The 15,052-nt window shown below is 61.6% G+C and carries 14 protein-coding genes; 7 read left to right on the top strand and 7 right to left on the bottom strand.

The features are described 5' to 3' along the window. Positions 1–100: 100 nt before the first annotated feature. Positions 101–2,206, bottom strand: coding sequence for a pyruvate/proton symporter CstA (cstA, locus tag BFV65_RS05615; protein WP_069596338.1), 2,106 nt, complete (start codon positions 2,204–2,206; stop codon positions 101–103). A 268-nt stretch (positions 2,207–2,474) separates the two neighbouring features. Between cstA and BFV65_RS05610 the strand changes: the two genes are divergently transcribed. From BFV65_RS05610 to BFV65_RS05600, 3 genes are read left to right on the top strand one after another with little or no spacing between them, the layout of a single operon-like run. Continuing rightward, the gene (locus tag BFV65_RS05610) at positions 2,475–3,170 is read left to right on the top strand and encodes a nucleoside recognition domain-containing protein (protein WP_069596337.1); all 696 of its coding nucleotides are present in this window, start codon (positions 2,475–2,477) and stop codon (positions 3,168–3,170) included. Next, the gene (locus BFV65_RS05605; protein ID WP_023305665.1) at positions 3,167–3,631 is read left to right on the top strand and encodes a YjiG family protein; all 465 of its coding nucleotides are present in this window, start codon (positions 3,167–3,169) and stop codon (positions 3,629–3,631) included. Before BFV65_RS05610 ends, BFV65_RS05605 begins: the two co-directional genes overlap by 4 nt. A gap of 13 nt (positions 3,632–3,644) precedes the next feature. Then, positions 3,645–4,757 (top strand): M20 family metallopeptidase, encoded by a 1,113-nt coding sequence (locus tag BFV65_RS05600; RefSeq protein ID WP_058677444.1) that lies wholly within the window; start codon positions 3,645–3,647, stop codon positions 4,755–4,757. Positions 4,758–4,847: 90 nt separating this feature from the next. Here BFV65_RS05600 and entH read toward each other — a convergent pair whose 3' ends face one another. Genes entH through entC form a run of 5 tightly spaced genes read right to left on the bottom strand, consistent with a single transcriptional unit; the run spans position 4,848 to position 9,673 of the window. Next, positions 4,848–5,261, bottom strand: a complete 414-nt coding sequence (gene entH, locus BFV65_RS05595) for a proofreading thioesterase EntH (RefSeq protein ID WP_022647384.1) — start codon at positions 5,259–5,261, stop codon at positions 4,848–4,850. Continuing rightward, positions 5,261–6,013 carry a 2,3-dihydro-2,3-dihydroxybenzoate dehydrogenase EntA gene (gene entA / locus BFV65_RS05590; RefSeq protein WP_048966668.1) on the bottom strand — a complete coding sequence of 251 codons (753 nt, stop codon included), beginning with the start codon at positions 6,011–6,013 and terminating at the stop codon, positions 5,261–5,263. The genes entH and entA overlap by 1 nt, the downstream gene beginning before the upstream one ends. Further along, entirely contained in the window at positions 6,013–6,867 is an 855-nt protein-coding gene (locus BFV65_RS05585; RefSeq protein ID WP_022647383.1) for an isochorismatase, read from the bottom strand. The genes entA and BFV65_RS05585 overlap by 1 nt, the downstream gene beginning before the upstream one ends. 10 nt (positions 6,868–6,877) lie before the next feature. Next, entirely contained in the window at positions 6,878–8,488 is a 1,611-nt protein-coding gene (gene entE / locus BFV65_RS05580) for a (2,3-dihydroxybenzoyl)adenylate synthase EntE (protein WP_069596336.1), read from the bottom strand. Positions 8,489–8,497: 9 nt separating this feature from the next. Continuing rightward, entirely contained in the window at positions 8,498–9,673 is a 1,176-nt protein-coding gene (gene entC, locus BFV65_RS05575; RefSeq protein ID WP_022647381.1) for an isochorismate synthase EntC, read from the bottom strand. A 188-nt stretch (positions 9,674–9,861) separates the two neighbouring features. Between entC and fepB the strand changes: the two genes are divergently transcribed. Continuing rightward, positions 9,862–10,821, top strand: coding sequence for a Fe2+-enterobactin ABC transporter substrate-binding protein (fepB, locus tag BFV65_RS05570; RefSeq protein WP_032676374.1), 960 nt, complete (start codon positions 9,862–9,864; stop codon positions 10,819–10,821). 77 nt (positions 10,822–10,898) lie between these two features. Here fepB and entS read toward each other — a convergent pair whose 3' ends face one another. Beyond that, the gene (gene entS / locus BFV65_RS05565) at positions 10,899–12,125 is read right to left on the bottom strand and encodes an enterobactin transporter EntS (RefSeq protein WP_023299557.1); all 1,227 of its coding nucleotides are present in this window, start codon (positions 12,123–12,125) and stop codon (positions 10,899–10,901) included. Positions 12,126–12,233: 108 nt separating this feature from the next. Here entS and fepD point away from each other — a divergent pair, with 108 nt between their 5' ends. From fepD to fepC, 3 genes are read left to right on the top strand one after another with little or no spacing between them, the layout of a single operon-like run. Beyond that, positions 12,234–13,238 carry a Fe(3+)-siderophore ABC transporter permease gene (gene fepD / locus BFV65_RS05560; RefSeq protein ID WP_022647378.1) on the top strand — a complete coding sequence of 335 codons (1,005 nt, stop codon included), beginning with the start codon at positions 12,234–12,236 and terminating at the stop codon, positions 13,236–13,238. After that, positions 13,238–14,227 (top strand): iron-enterobactin ABC transporter permease, encoded by a 990-nt coding sequence (gene fepG / locus BFV65_RS05555; RefSeq protein ID WP_072200994.1) that lies wholly within the window; start codon positions 13,238–13,240, stop codon positions 14,225–14,227. The genes fepD and fepG overlap by 1 nt, the downstream gene beginning before the upstream one ends. After that, positions 14,224–15,024 (top strand): iron-enterobactin ABC transporter ATP-binding protein, encoded by an 801-nt coding sequence (gene fepC, locus BFV65_RS05550; RefSeq protein WP_038415628.1) that lies wholly within the window; start codon positions 14,224–14,226, stop codon positions 15,022–15,024. The genes fepG and fepC overlap by 4 nt, the downstream gene beginning before the upstream one ends. The last annotated feature ends 28 nt before the right edge of the window (positions 15,025–15,052 follow it).

Genomic DNA, 15,052 nt, shown 5'->3' with positions numbered 1-15,052 from the left:
TTGTATTCCCCTCACCCTGACCCTCTCCCCAAAGGGGAGAGGGAACTTTAACACCCTCTCCCCTTTGGGGAGAGGGCTGGGGTGAGGGGGTTTGGTAATGTTAATGCGCCCCTTTCGCCTGGGTGACAATCTCGTCCAGGTTCTCAGGCATTGGCTCATACGGCGTCTCTTTCGCCGTCGGTTTGTCGACTTTCAACGCCGCCAGCGCGGTTTTCAGAGAATACAACGCCAGCACCACAACCACCACCATAAAGAAGATGGTCAGCCCGGCGTCCAGACGGTTGTTAAACACCAGCTGGGACAGCTGAGATTCGGTGTACTGCGCCGGGATCTTGCCGCTGTCGATCATCGCCTGGAACTTGTTGGCAATGGCCAGGAAGCCCACCTTGTTGTCCGGGCTGAAGGCTTTCTGCCAGCCTGCTGTCAGGGTACAGATCAGCAGCCACGCCGTTGGCACCAGCGCCACCCATGCGTAACGCTGGCGCTTCATCTTGAACAGGACTACGGCACAAAGCATCAGCGCCATGCCCGCCAGCATCTGGTTGGCGATACCGAACAGCGGCCACAGGGTGTTAATCCCGCCCAGCGGATCGACCACGCCCTGATGCAGGAAGTAGCCCCACGCCAGCACGCACAGTGCCGTCGCCAGCAGGTTAGCCGGGAGTGAATCGGTACGTTTCAGATTCGGGGAGATCACCCCCAGCAGATCCTGCAACATAAAGCGCGCCGCGCGCGTACCGGCATCCACCGCCGTCAGGATAAACAGCGCCTCGAACAGAATGGCGAAGTGATACCAGAACGAGACATCCATCAGCCCGCCCAGCGCACCGTGCAGGATGTAGGCCATACCCACCGCCAGCGTCGGCGCCCCGCCCGCACGGGAGATAATCGACTGCTCGCCGACCTCGTTAGCGATATGCGTCAACGTATCAGGGGTGATCGCAAAGCCCCAGCCGCTCACCACCTGCGCGGCAGAGGCGACCACGTCAACAGTGCCGGCCGGGGCCAGTACCGCCATCGGGCTGTTCATCGCGAAGTACACGCCCGGGTCGATAATACAGGCCGAGACCAGCGCCATAATCGCCACGAAGGATTCCATCAGCATGCCGCCATAGCCAATCAGGCAGGCCTGATTTTCATTCGCCAGCATCTTCGGCGTGGTCCCGGAGGCGATAAGCGCATGGAAGCCAGACACTGCCCCACAGGCGATGGTGATAAACAGGAACGGGAACAGGTTACCGGTCCAGACCGGGCCGGTGCCGTCAATGAATTTGGTCAGGGCAGGCATGGTCAGGGTCGGGCGCATAATCAGAATGCCGATCGCCAGCCCGACGATGGTACCAATTTTCAGGAACGTAGAGAGGTAGTCACGCGGGGCCAGCAGGAGCCATACCGGCAGCACCGCCGCCACGAAGCCGTAGCCCACCAGCATCCAGGTCAGCTGCACGCCGGTGAAGTCGAAGAACGGTGCCCAGGTCGGGCTTTCCGCCACCCAGCCGCCGGAGATAATAGCAAACACCAGGAACACCAGGCCAATGACTGAAACTTCACCAATGCGTCCCGGACGCAGATAGCGAATGTAGATCCCCATGAACAGCGCCAGCGGAATGGTGAAGGCGACGGTATAGGTTCCCCACGGGCTGTGGGTCAAGGCTTTCACCACGATCATCGCCAACACCGCGAGGATGATGACCATGATCATAAAGGTCGCCACCAGCGCAATCACCCCGGCAGTTGCCCCCATCTCCTCTTTCACCAGCTCACCCAGCGAACGACCGTCGCGACGGGTGGAGACGAACAGCACCATGAAGTCCTGCACCGCGCCCGCCAGCACCACCCCCGCGAGGATCCAGATCATCCCCGGCAGGTAGCCCATCTGCGCGGCCAGTACCGGTCCCACCAGCGGGCCTGCCCCGGCAATCGCCGCGAAATGGTGACCGAACAGCACTTTTTTATCGGTCGGCACGTAGTCCAGACCATCGTTATGACGCACGGCCGGCGTCATGCGCGTGCCGTCTACGCCCAGTACCGTCTTCGCGATATAACGGCCATAAAAACGGTATGCGATCAGATAAATGCAGACGGAGGCGACCACGATCCAGAGCGCATTGATCTGCTCCCCCCGGTTGAGGGCGATGTAGCCCAGGGCAAAGGCTCCCACAACGGAGAGCCCTGCCCATATAAGGTATTTCCCTGAGTTGTTCATAATGGTTATCCGTTGTTGTGAAACAGTGAGATGTTACATTTTGTTTCTAGAACAACGGATAAAATTTAACAACTTTGAAACGCAATAATGCGTGGTCAAACCAGACATTTACACCACATTGTTAAGCCGATCACTTTCGTAGCGTCACCGTTCACACTTTTACCTTTTTCGGCCAGACACCGCCTTACGGAATGATTTGTATCATTTTTTTTGGCCATAACCTCGCCAGAATGATCCTGCGCAATCGCGTGCATACAAGGAAAAGGATATGACCAGTTCAGTACCTCAGGATAGTCAGGTCGGGCCGGGCGCGTACTTCGCGCTGGCGTTTGCAGCCGTTTTCTTCTCGGGTCTGTTAGGCGGACCAGAGTGGTACGGCGTCTTTGATTTCACCACCCTCAACGGCGCATTTGGCAAAGTGGTCAGCAAAGCCAGTCTGGATGACGGTACGTTAACCACAGCCAGCAGCGCCTTTCGCGGCACCGGCGGCAGCGGCGCGATGGACGGGTTTCTCTTCGCGCTCGGTTTAATTCCCGCGGTGATGTTCGCGCTGGGGATGATCAACGTGCTGGAGCACTATGGCGCCCTGCGTGCCGCGCGCAAACTCTTAACTCCTCTGCTGCGCCCGCTATTGGGGATCCCTGGCACCACCGGGCTGGCGCTGATTGGCAGCCTGCAAAGTACCGACGTGGGCGCGTCGCTTACCCGTAATCTCTCTGATGAAGGGCAAATCAGCGAAAAAGAGAAAGACGTTTTCGCCATGTTCCAGTTCTCCGCCGGGGCGATGATCACCAACTTTTTCTCTTCCGGGGCGATCCTCTTCACGCTGCTCGCCGTTGACGGCACGGCGGCGGTGCCCACCTCCATCGGGGCCTGTATCGCGGTGATGTTTATCATGAAAATTGTCGGCGCCAATCTGCTGCGCCTGATCCTGACGTTTACCCATAAAGGAGACGCCGCATGAGTGCCCCACAGTCCAATCCCGTCATTACCGATGTGTTTATCGAAGGCGCGCGCAAAGGCTGGAGCATTGCCACCAGCAGCACGCTGCCCAACGTGGTGATGGCCTTTATCATCATCAAGGCGCTGGAAATTACCGGCGCGCTGAAAGGGCTGGGCACGATCTTCTCCCCGCTGATGGGCCTGTTTGGCCTGCCGGGCGAAGCGGCCGCCGTGCTGATTGGCGGCTGGATGTCGATGGGCGGCGGGATCGGCGTTGCCATCGGCCTGTTTGATAAAGGCATCCTCACCGGCGAGCACCTGGCGATCCTGGCGCCCGCCATCTACCTGATGGGCTCGCAGGTGCAGTACCTGGGCCGCATTCTGGGGGTGATTGGCACCCGCGCCAAACGTATTCCGCTGATGATCGCCCTCTCGGTGGTCAACGCTTTCTTAGCCATGCTGCTGATGCGCATTATTCTCTGAACAGGACGTGAACATGAATCTTGACCATTATATCGAAGAGCTGAAAACCCTGGTGAACGTAGACTGCGGCACCCAGACGATTGACGGCGTCGCCGCTGTTGCAGGCATCATGCAGCAACTGTGGCAGCGCGAAGGCTGGCATACGGAGCAGGTGAACCTGGGCGACAAGGTGGGCCCCGGCGTCTTCGTCAGTAACAAGCCGCAGGCGGAACGGTTCGACGTGCTGCTGGTCGGGCATCTGGATACCGTATTTCCCGCCGGCACCGTGGCCGCGCGTCCGCTGAGCGAGGATGAAACCCGCCTGTACGGCCCCGGCGTCTCGGATATGAAGAGCGGACTTCTGAATATTTTGTGGGCAATGCGCGCGCTTGACGCCGCAGACAACGATCGTCTCGCGATTGCCGTTGCGATGAACCCGGACGAAGAGACCGGATCTGTCCATTCCCATGAGTGGATTGGCGAGCTGGCTAAGCGTTCCCGCTGCGTGCTGGTGTGCGAAGCCGCCCGCGCCGACGGTTCGCTGGTGAAAGCGCGTAAAGGGATGGCGGGCTATCACCTCACCTTTAGCGGCGTGGCGGCACACGCGGGCAATGACCCGGAAAAAGGCCGCTCGGCGATCACCGCGCTGGCAAAGAGCGTTATCGCCATCAATGCGCTGACGGACTGGGATCGCGGCACTACACTTAACGTCGGCGTAATTCAGGGCGGCAGCGCGGCGAACGTGGTCGCGGACAGCGCTGTGGCAGAACTGGACGTTCGCTTCTGGGAAAACGACGAGTATGACCGGGTGAACCAGGCGCTGGAGTTGTTATGTGAACAAGGTTTTTTAGACGGCGTGACCACCACGCTGACGCGGGTTAATCACAAACCGGCGATGGCCGCGAGCGACGCGACGCAGGCGCTGATGCAGCAGGTTGAAGCGGCGGGTAAAGCGGAAGGCATCGACATTACCTGGCAGGCAGTCGGCGGCGGCAGCGACGCCAACCACACCGCCGCGCTCGGCATCCCCACGCTTGACGGCTTCGGGCCGGTTGGCGCCGGGTTCCACAGCCCGGCGGAATGGCTGGATAAAGCGTCCATTGCGCCGCGAATTCGGCTGTTGAAGCGGGTGGTATCGATGTTGTAACAACCGCCCGGTGGCGCTTCGCTTACCGGGCCTGCATGTTTCGTAGGCCGGGTAAGGCGAAGCCGCCACCCGGCACTCCCGCCGCACAATCTAACCCAGCACCATCGTACTCAACCGACACGTACAGCACCGCCGCCCCTGCTCGTCGAACACCACAATCTCCCAACTCTGACTGGAGCGGCCCAGATGCAGCGGCTGACATACGCCGCGCACCTTACCGTGAGAGACCGCGCGGTGGTGCGTAGCGTTCAGTTCCGTGCCCACCACATTCTGCCCGTCGCGGGTCATCAGAAAACCGGCCATCGACCCCAGCGTTTCCGCCAGCGCCGCCGACGCACCGCCGTGCAGCAGGCCAAACGGCTGGTGGGTGCGCGCATCCACCGGCATCTCCGCTTCCAGCGTATCGTCCCCGAGGCGGGTATAGACGATGCCAAGGTGTTCCACCATCGTGTTCTGGCTAGTGGCATTCAGTTCGTCGAGGGATAAATGACGTTTCCAGATCATTACGCCCCCAGCGTGGAGCCGCCGTCCACCACGATATCCTGCAAGGTGATATGGCTGGCGGCATCGGATGCCAGGAACAGCACGGTCGCGGCAATCTCCTGCGGACGGGCAATTTTACCGAGCGGAATGCCGAGTTTGAACTGCTCGCCGAAGCCGCGAATGCGCCGCTGTTCCGCATCATCGCTGGTCCACAACGTGCGCTGCATGTCGGTATCCGTAGAACCCGGCGACACCAGGTTACAGCGTACGCCGCTGCCCGCCAGCTCCAGCCCGACGGTCAGCGCCAGGCTTTTCAGCGCCGCTTTCGACGCGCCGTAGGCGCTCATGCCGATGCGCGGCGTGTGCGCCGCGTCAGAGGCCACCGTCACAATCGCCCCACCCTGCTGACGACGGAACTGGCCCATCGTCTGCTGGAACAGGTTGAACGCGCCGCCGACGTTGACCGCAAAGGTCTGCTGCCAGTCCTCCTGCGAAAGCTGATCCGTCGCGCCCATACGCAGAATGCCCGCCGCGTTAACCAGCACGTCGAGCCGCTCAAGGCTGCTGAGCAAACGCCTGCAGACATCACTCGCCTGCGCCGCATCCGCCACGTCCAGCGTTTCGGTGGCAAACGGATATTCGCCGTGAGGGAAAGCCAGATCGAACCCGGTCACCTGCGCCCCGGCCTCCACAAATGCCAGCGCGGTCGCATAGCCAATGCCCTTACCCGCGCCCGTCACCCAGACGGTTTTACCGGTAAAATCAAAAGCCATCACTTCACCTCGCGGGAGAGCAGCGCCCACCAGGCGTCGAGGGTCGGATTTTTTGCCAGCATCACGAAATCAATGTCGCCGTGCACTTTGCGCCAGCGGGCGGCGAGCGCCATCATCCGTACTGAATCCAGACCGTAGTCGATCAGGTTTTCGTCATCCATCGGCTCGTCGGACTCGTCCAGCAGCGGCAGGATCAGCTCACGCAGCGCGGCTTTCGTTGCCGGAACAGACGGCAGCAACTCGTCGGTCATCACCACGCGGCCCGAACGTCCGGCCACGTATTTCAGCGACATCAGGTGCTCGTCGCGGGTGAAATCCGCCAGCGCGTCGGCGATAAAGAACGGTTTGATGTCGCGCATAAAGGCGTCGGTGGCGGTGGTCATGCAGCCGATGTGGGCGTACACGCCGGTGATCAAAAGCTGGTTGCGGCCGGTCTCTTTCAGCATCTGCTCCAGCGGGGAGCGGTGAAACGCGCTGTAGCGCCACTTCACCAGCACGGTGTCCGCTTCGTCCGGGGTCAGCTCAGCGACGATGCGCTGCTGCTCCGGTGAGCGAGTCAGACCCGGCCCCCACATATCGTTCAGCAGGGCGCGGTCTTCATCGCTCTGATCTTTCGGCTGCGCGGTGTAATACACCGGAATATTGTGCTCTTTGCAGTACGCGCGCAGTTTAGCGATGTTCGCCACTACCTGCTGCATCATGTCGCTATTTTCGCCCCAGAAATTCAGGAAGTACTCCTGCATATCGTGGATCAGCAGCGCGGCGCGCTCCGGTTCAAACGCCCAGCTTACTTTACTGGTCGGCAGTTCGGCGGCGGTTGGCAGCGCATATGCGGTTAATTTTGGAATAGCCATTCTCTGTTCCTCAGCCCCGGGCGCGTTCAGCAAGCCACAGGCGCAACTGTTTCTTATCAACTTTGCCGACCGGCGTGAGCGGAAGCGCATCCACGCTCTCCACGCGGTCCGGCAGCTTAAATTCGGCAACGCCCTGCTCGCGCAGGAAGCGGCGCACATCCACCGCGCGCAGCGGCTGTTTCACCACCAGGTACGCGCAGCTTTTTTCGCCCAGCAGGCTGTCCTCCATGCTCACCAGCGCGGCGTGGATCACTGCTTCGTGGCGCAGCAGCAGGTTTTCGATCTCTTCGGCGGCGATCTTCTCGCCACCGCGGTTGATCTGATCTTTCTCGCGCCCCTGCACGGTGATGTAACCCTGCTCATCGATGGCGATCAGATCGCCCGAGCAGTAGAAGCCGTTGGCATCGAAGGCGCTGGCGTTGTGGTCCGGGCTGTTGAAATAGCCGCGGAAGGTGTAAGGGCCGCGCGTCATCAGACGCCCGACCTCCCCGCGCGGCAGCGGGTTACCGTCCTCGTCCGCCACCCACACTTCATCGTCCGGGCACATCGGGCGGCCCTGGGTATTGATGATGCGCTCCGGCGCATCGTCGAGGGCGGTATAGTTCACCAGCCCTTCCGCCATGCCAAATACCTGCTGAAGCTGGCAGCCAATTTCCGCCGGAATGCGCGCCGCAAGCGTGGCGGAGAGGCGCGCGCCGCCCACCTGGAGCAGCCTGAGGGATTTCAGCTGGGCGTTCCCCGCGCCGTCGGCAATCGCCTGCAACCACAGGCTGACCGCGGGCGGCACCAGCGAGGTGACGTTTATCTGATGCTGCTCAATCAGCGGGAAGCAGAGCGTGGCGCTCGGATCGTTCGCCAGCACCACGCAGCCACCCGCCGTGAAAACGCCTAACGATCCTGGCGAGCTCATGGCGTAGTTATGCGCCGCGGGAAGGGCGTTCAGATAGCGGGTGTGCGCAGTGATACCGCAGATTTCGTTGCTGCGACGGATGCTGTAGTCGTAATCGTTATGCGTGCGCGGGATCAGCTTCGGCGTGCCGGTGCTGCCGCCGGAGAGCTGGAAGAACGCCACTTCGTCGGCGGGCGTCGGGTTCGGGATGAAATTGTCCGCCGGGCGCGCAATCGCCGCCTCCAGCGCATGTTCGCCCTTATCGCCACGCAGCAGCACAACGCGTACCGAGCGATGCGCATCCACAAAGGTGTTGTGAAAATCATCGCCTGAGAACAGCGCGTGGTCGCGATCGGCAATCAACACGGCGGGTTTGATCTGCTCCGCGTAGGCGTTGAGTTCACTGCGCTGATGGCTAAAGAGCGCGTTGACCGGCGCGACGCCGATTTGCAGTAGCGCGAAGAAGGTGATGTAGAACTCGGCCACGTTGCCAAGCTGCACCAGCGCGGTCTCACCGCGATGCAGCCCCTGCGCCTGAAGGGAGGACGCCAGATTCGTCACCGCCTGATTAAACGCGCGGTAGGTGATGCGGCGATCGCCGTCAATTATCGCGACCGCATCGCTGTCCGCATGGTCCGTCAGGATGTGGGTCAGCGGCAGATCCTGCCAGTAGCCTTTTTCACGGTAGCGGCGGGCAAACTCCTCAGGCCAGCGGGTAAAGGGGATGGTCATGAGTATTCCTTAGTGCAAACCAAACACGTTGAGCATGGTGGAGAGCTTCACGCCCGTCTCGCGCCACTCGCCGACCGGGGAGGAGGCAGGCACAATGCCCGCGCCGGCAAACAGGCGAACGGTATTTTGATGCAGCCGCGCGCAGCGGATAGTTACTACCCACTCGCCGTTACCTTCGCTGTCGCACCAGCCGACGATGCCGCCGAACAGCTCGCGGTCGAACGGCTCCAGCTCGGCAATCAGCTCTTTTGCCGCCTGATGCGGGAAGCCGCTCAGCGCGGGCGTCGGGTGCAGCAGGCAGGCCAGCGTCAGGGCGTTCTCGTTTTCACGTGCCTCACCTTCTACCGGCGTGGCCAGATGCCACAGCGTCGGGGTGGTGATGAGCTGCGGGGAAGCCGGCATGCTCAGATGATGGCTACGCGGTTCCAGAATGGTTTTCATCGCCTGCGTGACCAGATCGTGCTCGTGGCGGTCTTTTTCGGAGGCCAGCAGCTTAGTGCCCGCTTCGCGATCCAGCACATCGTCCGGCTGACGGCGCGCAGAGCCTGCCAGCGGCAGCGAGCTAAAGTGCGCGCCCTCTTTGCGCAGCAGCAGTTCCGGGCTGGCGCCCAGCAGCACGCCGCCGTCTTCCAGCGGTACGTGGAAGTTAAAGCTCGCCGGGTTCTGGGCGATAAGACGCTCCATCAGCGCGCTGCTATCGATCTGTTTGTCGGTAGCGATATCAATCAGGCGCGACAGCACCACCTTATTCACCTGCGGCGTAGCGGTGAGCGACGCGGCGCGAGCAACCATCTCCTCGAAAACCGGCTGCGACGGGATCTCGGTGCGCTGTTGCACGTTCAGCGTCTGCGCGCCGGAGGCATAACGTGCGGACTGCTGACGCGCCGGGCGGGAGAAGGTTTGCCAGCGTTGTGGAATAAACAGCGATGACGGTTTGCGGGTATCGAAGGGGATCGCCCCTACCATCACCGGATGGGCAATGCCGCTGTTTTTCGCATTCTGGAAAGCCTGAGCTAATTTCTGCTGAAAGGGACCCGCCGGATCGTCACCGCCGACGGCGGGTTCAGAAAAACGGGCGAAACAGCCGGACGTGGTAAAACTGCGGTAAGGCGACATAAAGAAAAAGCTGTCTGATTGCAGCGTTGTCGCGGTGTGCTGAACTTCCTCAGCCAGGGACGTGTCCATATCATCCTCCTTAAAATGATAAAAGAAGCAATAATGATTATCATTTATATTTTCGTCGGCTAACCTAATCCCACATCGCCCCGCTGTCAACCGTCGGGCAAATAACTTGTGCGACAAACGCTTGCATCCCTTCCCTACAGCCCTGAAAATGAGAAGCATTATCTTCAATAAAATCAGGATGCCGCTCTGTGAAAATCGCTGCCGTTTGCCGCAATGCCCTTCTTTTAACAGGACTTTTTGTTTTAGGACTAACCTCAGCCCTCGCCGCCGACTGGCCGCGCCAGGTCACCGACAGCCGCGGCGTTCACACGCTTGAGAGCAAACCGACGCGCATTGTCTCCACCAGCGTGACCTTAACCGGCTCCCTGCTGGCCATTGACGCGCCGGTCATTGCCAGCGGCGCGACCACGCCAAACAACCGCGTGGCGGATGCGCAGGGCTTCCTGCGTCAGTGGGGCGATATCGCCAAACAGCGTAAGGTTGCCCGGCTGTACATCGGCGAGCCGAGCGCCGAAGCCGTCGCGGCCCAGATGCCGGACCTGATTTTGATCAGCGCCACCGGCGGGGATTCCGCGCTGGCGCTCTACGATCAGCTTTCCGCCATCGCGCCGACGCTTATCATTAACTACGACGACAAAAGCTGGCAGGAACTGCTGACCCAACTGGGGACGATCACCGGGCAGGAGACACAGGCCGCAGAGCGCATCGCTGCCTTCGACAAACAGCTCGCCAAGGTGAAACAGCAGATGAAGCTGCCGCCACAGCCGGTGAACGCCATCGTCTACACCGCCGCGGCGCACACGGCGAACCTGTGGACGACAGACTCCGCGCAGGGCAAGCTTTTGCACCAGTTGGGCTTTACGCTGGCCGACGTGCCTGCCGGGTTGCACACCTCAAAAAGTCAGGGCAAACGCCACGACATTATCCAGTTAGGGGGTGAAAACCTGGCGACGGGGCTGAACGGCGAAGGGCTGTTCGTGTTTGCCGGCGATCAGAAAGACGTGGACGCGATTTACGCCAACCCGCTGCTGGCGCATCTGCCGTCGGTGAAGAACAAGCGCGTCTGGGCATTAGGAACCGAGACGTTCCGCCTGGATTATTACAGCGCGATGTTGGTGTTGCAGCGTTTGAATTCAATTTTTAAATAAGTGGCACGTTCCCCGTAGGCCCGGTAAGCGCAGCGCCACCGGGCGTTTTGTCGGGTGGCGGCTACGCCTTACCCGACTTACAGGGTCTGCCTGAACCGACGCAACTCCACCAGAACCGCCAGTAAAATCACGCCAACAACGGCTAACACAAACCCGCTGCTGCTCGCCGACGCCACCGGGGTCATTATCGCCCCCAGCCCGCCGAGGATCGCCGCGCCAATCGCATCGCCCGTGACGTTCTGCGCCGTCCACAGGCCGTTAATGCGCCCGAGCATCCCTTCCGGCGTCTGGGTCTGGATCAGGGTGTACTGTAAAAGAGAGCTGACCGCGCTCAGCCAGCCGAAAATCACCAGACACATCACCCCCAGCGCCCACACCGGCATCAGGCTAAAGAAACCAATGGCGATAAACGAGGCCAGCGTCGCCACCAGCATGATCAACCCCGGTCTCGCGCTCTGCGCCAGGTTGCCGCTGGTCAGCGCCCCGAAGGCCGCACCGAGCGGAATGGCGGCGTACAGCACACCAATCTCTGAGGCGCTCATCTGCCACTCACCCGCCAGCGCCGGATACAGCACGCGCACGGCGCTCGCCATCGTCAGCAGGCCGCCGAGCAGCGCAATGCCGCCAATCAACGGGTTGCTGAACAGGAAACGAATCGCGGCCATCAGGGACTTCAGCGGATGCTCGCGCGGCTGCGGCGGGGGTGGCAGGAGCGGCAGACGCAGTAGCGTCAGGGTGGTAATAAACGTTCCCGCCGCGGCAAGGCCGTAGTTCCACGCCACGTTGCCGGTCGCCAGCAACAGACCGCCCACCATCGGCGAAATCACCGAGCCGAGACGTACGGTGAGCATGGTGATCGCCCCCGCCTGCATCAGGTTCTCGCGCCCGACCAGCGCGGGCGTGGCCGCCAGCAGCGCCGTCACGCCTAACGAAGCAAAAAAGCCGTCCCACAATCCCAGCACGTAAATGGCCACCAGCGACGGCTCCGGCAGCATGGCGTTCAGACACAGCCCGACAAAGCCCACCCCGCAGGTGCCGCGCGCCAGCAGGATCAGCTTTTTACGCTCGTAGCGGTCCGCCAGCACGCCGCCCACCATCAGGCCGATAAACATCGCCCCGCCGGTTAAGGTGACGGATAACCCTACCAGCCAGCTGGAGTGAGTCATGGTCTGGATTTGCACCGGTACGGCCACACCAAGCAGACCGAGGGACAAAATGGAGATAAAGCGAGCGATAAAAACGGCGCGATACGCCGGGTGTGTTTTGAGCAGGCTGAGGTTAAGCAGCCAGGATTTTTGATTCATGACAAAGCCTTGAGTCTATTTCTACCCATTCCATGGGCGCACATGCTAACATAGCCAAATAAGATAGATAACGATAATCACTATCATTATCAAATCATGGATGTTGCTATGTCGTTTTCCTCTTCTGCGGTGCGCGCCCTTGCCGTGCCCGTTTTATTGCTACTGCTAATCCTTGCGATTGCACTCAGCCTGCTGGTCGGCGCAAAACCGCTGCCCGCGTCCGTTATTGTCGATGCGCTATCCGGTACCTGTCAGAGCGCCGACTGCACCATCGTGCTCGACGCTCGCCTGCCCCGCACCCTTGCCGGATTGCTGGCTGGCGGTGCGCTCGGCCTTGCCGGTGCCCTGATGCAAACCCTCACCCGCAACCCGCTGGCGGACCCCGGCATTCTCGGCGTTAACTCCGGCGCAAGCTTTGCCATCGTGCTCGGCGCAGCGCTGTTTGGATTTACGTCCCCCTCTGAACAGCTGATGATGGCTTTTTGCGGCGCGCTGGCGGCCTCGCTGGTGGTGGCGTTTACCGGCAGCCAGGGCGGCGGCCAGCTCAGCCCGGTACGCTTAACGCTGGCGGGCGTAGCGCTCGCGGCGGTACTGGAAGGCTTGTCCAACGGCATCGCCCTGCTCAACCCGGACGTGTATGACCAGCTGCGCTTCTGGCAGGCGGGTTCGCTGGATATTCGTACCCTTGAAACCTTAAAGGTGGTGGTGATCCCGACGATCGTCGCTGCCGCCGTGGCGCTCTGTTTAAGCCGGGCGCTGAACAGCCTGAGCCTCGGCAGCGATACCGCGACCGCCCTCGGCAACCGCGTGGCGCGCACGCAGCTGACGGGGCTACTCGCCATTACCGTGCTCTGCGGCAGCGCGACCGCCGTGGTCGGGCCGATTGCCTTTATCGGCCTGATGATGCCGCACATGGCGCGCTGGCTGGTGGGGGCGGATCACCGCTGGTCGCTGCCGGTCACGCTGCTGGCGACCCCTGCCCTGCTGCTCTTTGCTGACGTACTGGGCCGCCTGCTGGTGCCGGGTGAACTGCGCGTCTCGGTGGTCAGCGCCTTTATCGGCGCGCCGGTGCTGATCTTCCTGGTTCGACGCAGACGCGGGGGTGGCGCATGATGGCCCCGTCCCGTCGTTTACTTACCAGCGTCGCCCTGCTGGTCGTCGCCAGTCTGCTGCTGGCGGTCTGGAGCCTGCAAAGCGGTGCCGTAACGCTTGATTTCGCGCAGGTCTTTCACGCTCTCACCGGCAGCGCGCCGCGTAACATCACCATGGTGGTCACCGAATGGCGACTGCCGCGCGTGGCGATGGCGATCCTGGTGGGCGCGGCGCTTGGCGTCAGCGGCGCGATATTCCAGTCGCTGATGCGTAACCCCCTCGGGAGCCCGGACGTGATGGGCCTGAATACCGGCGCGTGGAGCGGCGTGCTGGTGGCGATGGTGCTGTTCGGGCAGCATCTTACGGCCATTACCTTTACGGCGATGGCGGGCGGCATTCTCACCTCCCTGCTTATCTGGGCCCTGGCCTGGCGCAACGGCATCGACACCTTCCGTCTGATCATCATCGGGATCGGCATCCGTGCGATGCTGATGGCGTTCAACACCTGGCTTCTGCTACAGGCATCGCTGGAAACCGCGCTCTCCGCCGGGCTGTGGTACGCCGGCTCCCTCAACGGTCTGACGTGGGGAAAAACCTGGCCCGCCGCGCCGCTGATTTTGCTGATGTTTATTGGCGCGTTGCTGCTGGTCAGGCGCATGCGGCTGCTGGAGATGGGCGACGACAGCGCCTGCGCGCTGGGCGTGAGCGTAGAGCGCTCGCGCCTGATGCTGATGCTGGTGGCGGTCTTGCTGACCGCAGCGTCTACCGCCATCGCCGGGCCGATCTCCTTTATTGCCCTCGTAGCCCCGCATATCGCGCGGCGTCTTAGCGGTACCGCGCGCTGGGGATTAACCCAGGCGGCGCTGTGCGGCGCATTGTTACTGCTGGCCGCCGATCTCTGCGCTCAGCAGCTGTTTATGCCTTATCAACTGCCGGTGGGCGTGGTGACCGTCAGCCTCGGCGGGATTTACCTCATCGTCTTGCTCGTTCAGGAGTCACGCAAGAAATGACAGATTCAACATTCCGCTTGCGCGGCGAAAACTTGACCCTCGGCTACGGCAAAAAAATCATTGCCCGGGATTTATCCGTGTCCATTCCGGACGGCCACTTCACCGCCATTATCGGTCCGAACGGTTGCGGCAAATCGACCCTGCTGCGCACGCTGAGCCGCCTGATGTCGCCGGTTGAGGGTAGCGTGTTCCTCGACGGGGAGCAGATCCAGCGCTTCGCCAGCAAAGAGGTGGCGCGCCGAATTGGCCTGCTGGCGCAAAACGCCACCACGCCGGGGGATATTACCGTGCAGGAGCTGGTCTCCCGCGGGCGCTACCCGCACCAGCCGCTGTTTACCCGCTGGCGCAAGGAGGACGACGAGGCGGTGAAGCGCGCGATGCAGGCTACGGGCATCACCGATCTGGCCCAACAAAGCGTCGATACTCTCTCCGGCGGACAGCGCCAGCGCGCCTGGATTGCAATGGTACTGGCGCAGGAAACCTCGATTATGCTGCTGGACGAGCCGACAACCTGGCTCGATATCAGCCATCAGATTGATCTGCTGGAGCTGCTGAGCGAACTGAACCGCACGCAGGGGTACACCCTGGCGGCAGTGCTGCACGACTTAAATCAGGCGTGCCGCTACGCGACGCATCTGATTGCGCTGCGCGACGGCGAGATTGTGGCGCAGGGCGCGCCGAAGGAGATTGTGACGCCGGATCTGATCGCGCGGATCTACGGCATGCGCTGCATGATTATTGACGATCCGGTGGCGGGTACGCCGCTGGTGGTGCCGTTGGGCAAGCGTGCGGTCTGATGCCCTCACCCCGGCCCTCTCCCCGTGG

This window comes from Enterobacter hormaechei subsp. hoffmannii, assembly GCF_001729745.1.
GTDB classification, from domain to species: domain Bacteria; phylum Pseudomonadota; class Gammaproteobacteria; order Enterobacterales; family Enterobacteriaceae; genus Enterobacter; species Enterobacter intestinihominis.
The sequence above is the reverse complement of the archived record's forward strand: the minus strand, read 5'-3'. Positions and strand labels throughout refer to the sequence as shown.

Bases quoted from the DNA above. Each gene is read 5' to 3' on its own strand.
- entS (WP_023299557.1), bottom strand. From the start codon at position 12,125: ATGAATCAAAAATCCTGGCTGCTTAACCTCAGCCTGCTCAAAACACAC.
- entE (WP_069596336.1), bottom strand. From the start codon at position 8,488: ATGACCATCCCCTTTACCCGCTGGCCTGAGGAGTTTGCCCGCCGCTAC.
- BFV65_RS05585 (WP_022647383.1), bottom strand. From the start codon at position 6,867: ATGGCTATTCCAAAATTAACCGCATATGCGCTGCCAACCGCCGCCGAA.
- fepD (WP_022647378.1), top strand. From the start codon at position 12,234: ATGTCGTTTTCCTCTTCTGCGGTGCGCGCCCTTGCCGTGCCCGTTTTA.
- fepG (WP_072200994.1), top strand. From the start codon at position 13,238: ATGGCCCCGTCCCGTCGTTTACTTACCAGCGTCGCCCTGCTGGTCGTC.
- BFV65_RS05600 (WP_058677444.1), top strand. From the start codon at position 3,645: ATGAATCTTGACCATTATATCGAAGAGCTGAAAACCCTGGTGAACGTA.
- BFV65_RS05610 (WP_069596337.1), top strand. From the start codon at position 2,475: ATGACCAGTTCAGTACCTCAGGATAGTCAGGTCGGGCCGGGCGCGTAC.
- entA (WP_048966668.1), bottom strand. From the start codon at position 6,013: ATGGCTTTTGATTTTACCGGTAAAACCGTCTGGGTGACGGGCGCGGGT.
- cstA (WP_069596338.1), bottom strand. From the start codon at position 2,206: ATGAACAACTCAGGGAAATACCTTATATGGGCAGGGCTCTCCGTTGTG.
- entC (WP_022647381.1), bottom strand. From the start codon at position 9,673: ATGGACACGTCCCTGGCTGAGGAAGTTCAGCACACCGCGACAACGCTG.
- BFV65_RS05605 (WP_023305665.1), top strand. From the start codon at position 3,167: ATGAGTGCCCCACAGTCCAATCCCGTCATTACCGATGTGTTTATCGAA.
- entH (WP_022647384.1), bottom strand. From the start codon at position 5,261: ATGATCTGGAAACGTCATTTATCCCTCGACGAACTGAATGCCACTAGC.
- fepC (WP_038415628.1), top strand. From the start codon at position 14,224: ATGACAGATTCAACATTCCGCTTGCGCGGCGAAAACTTGACCCTCGGC.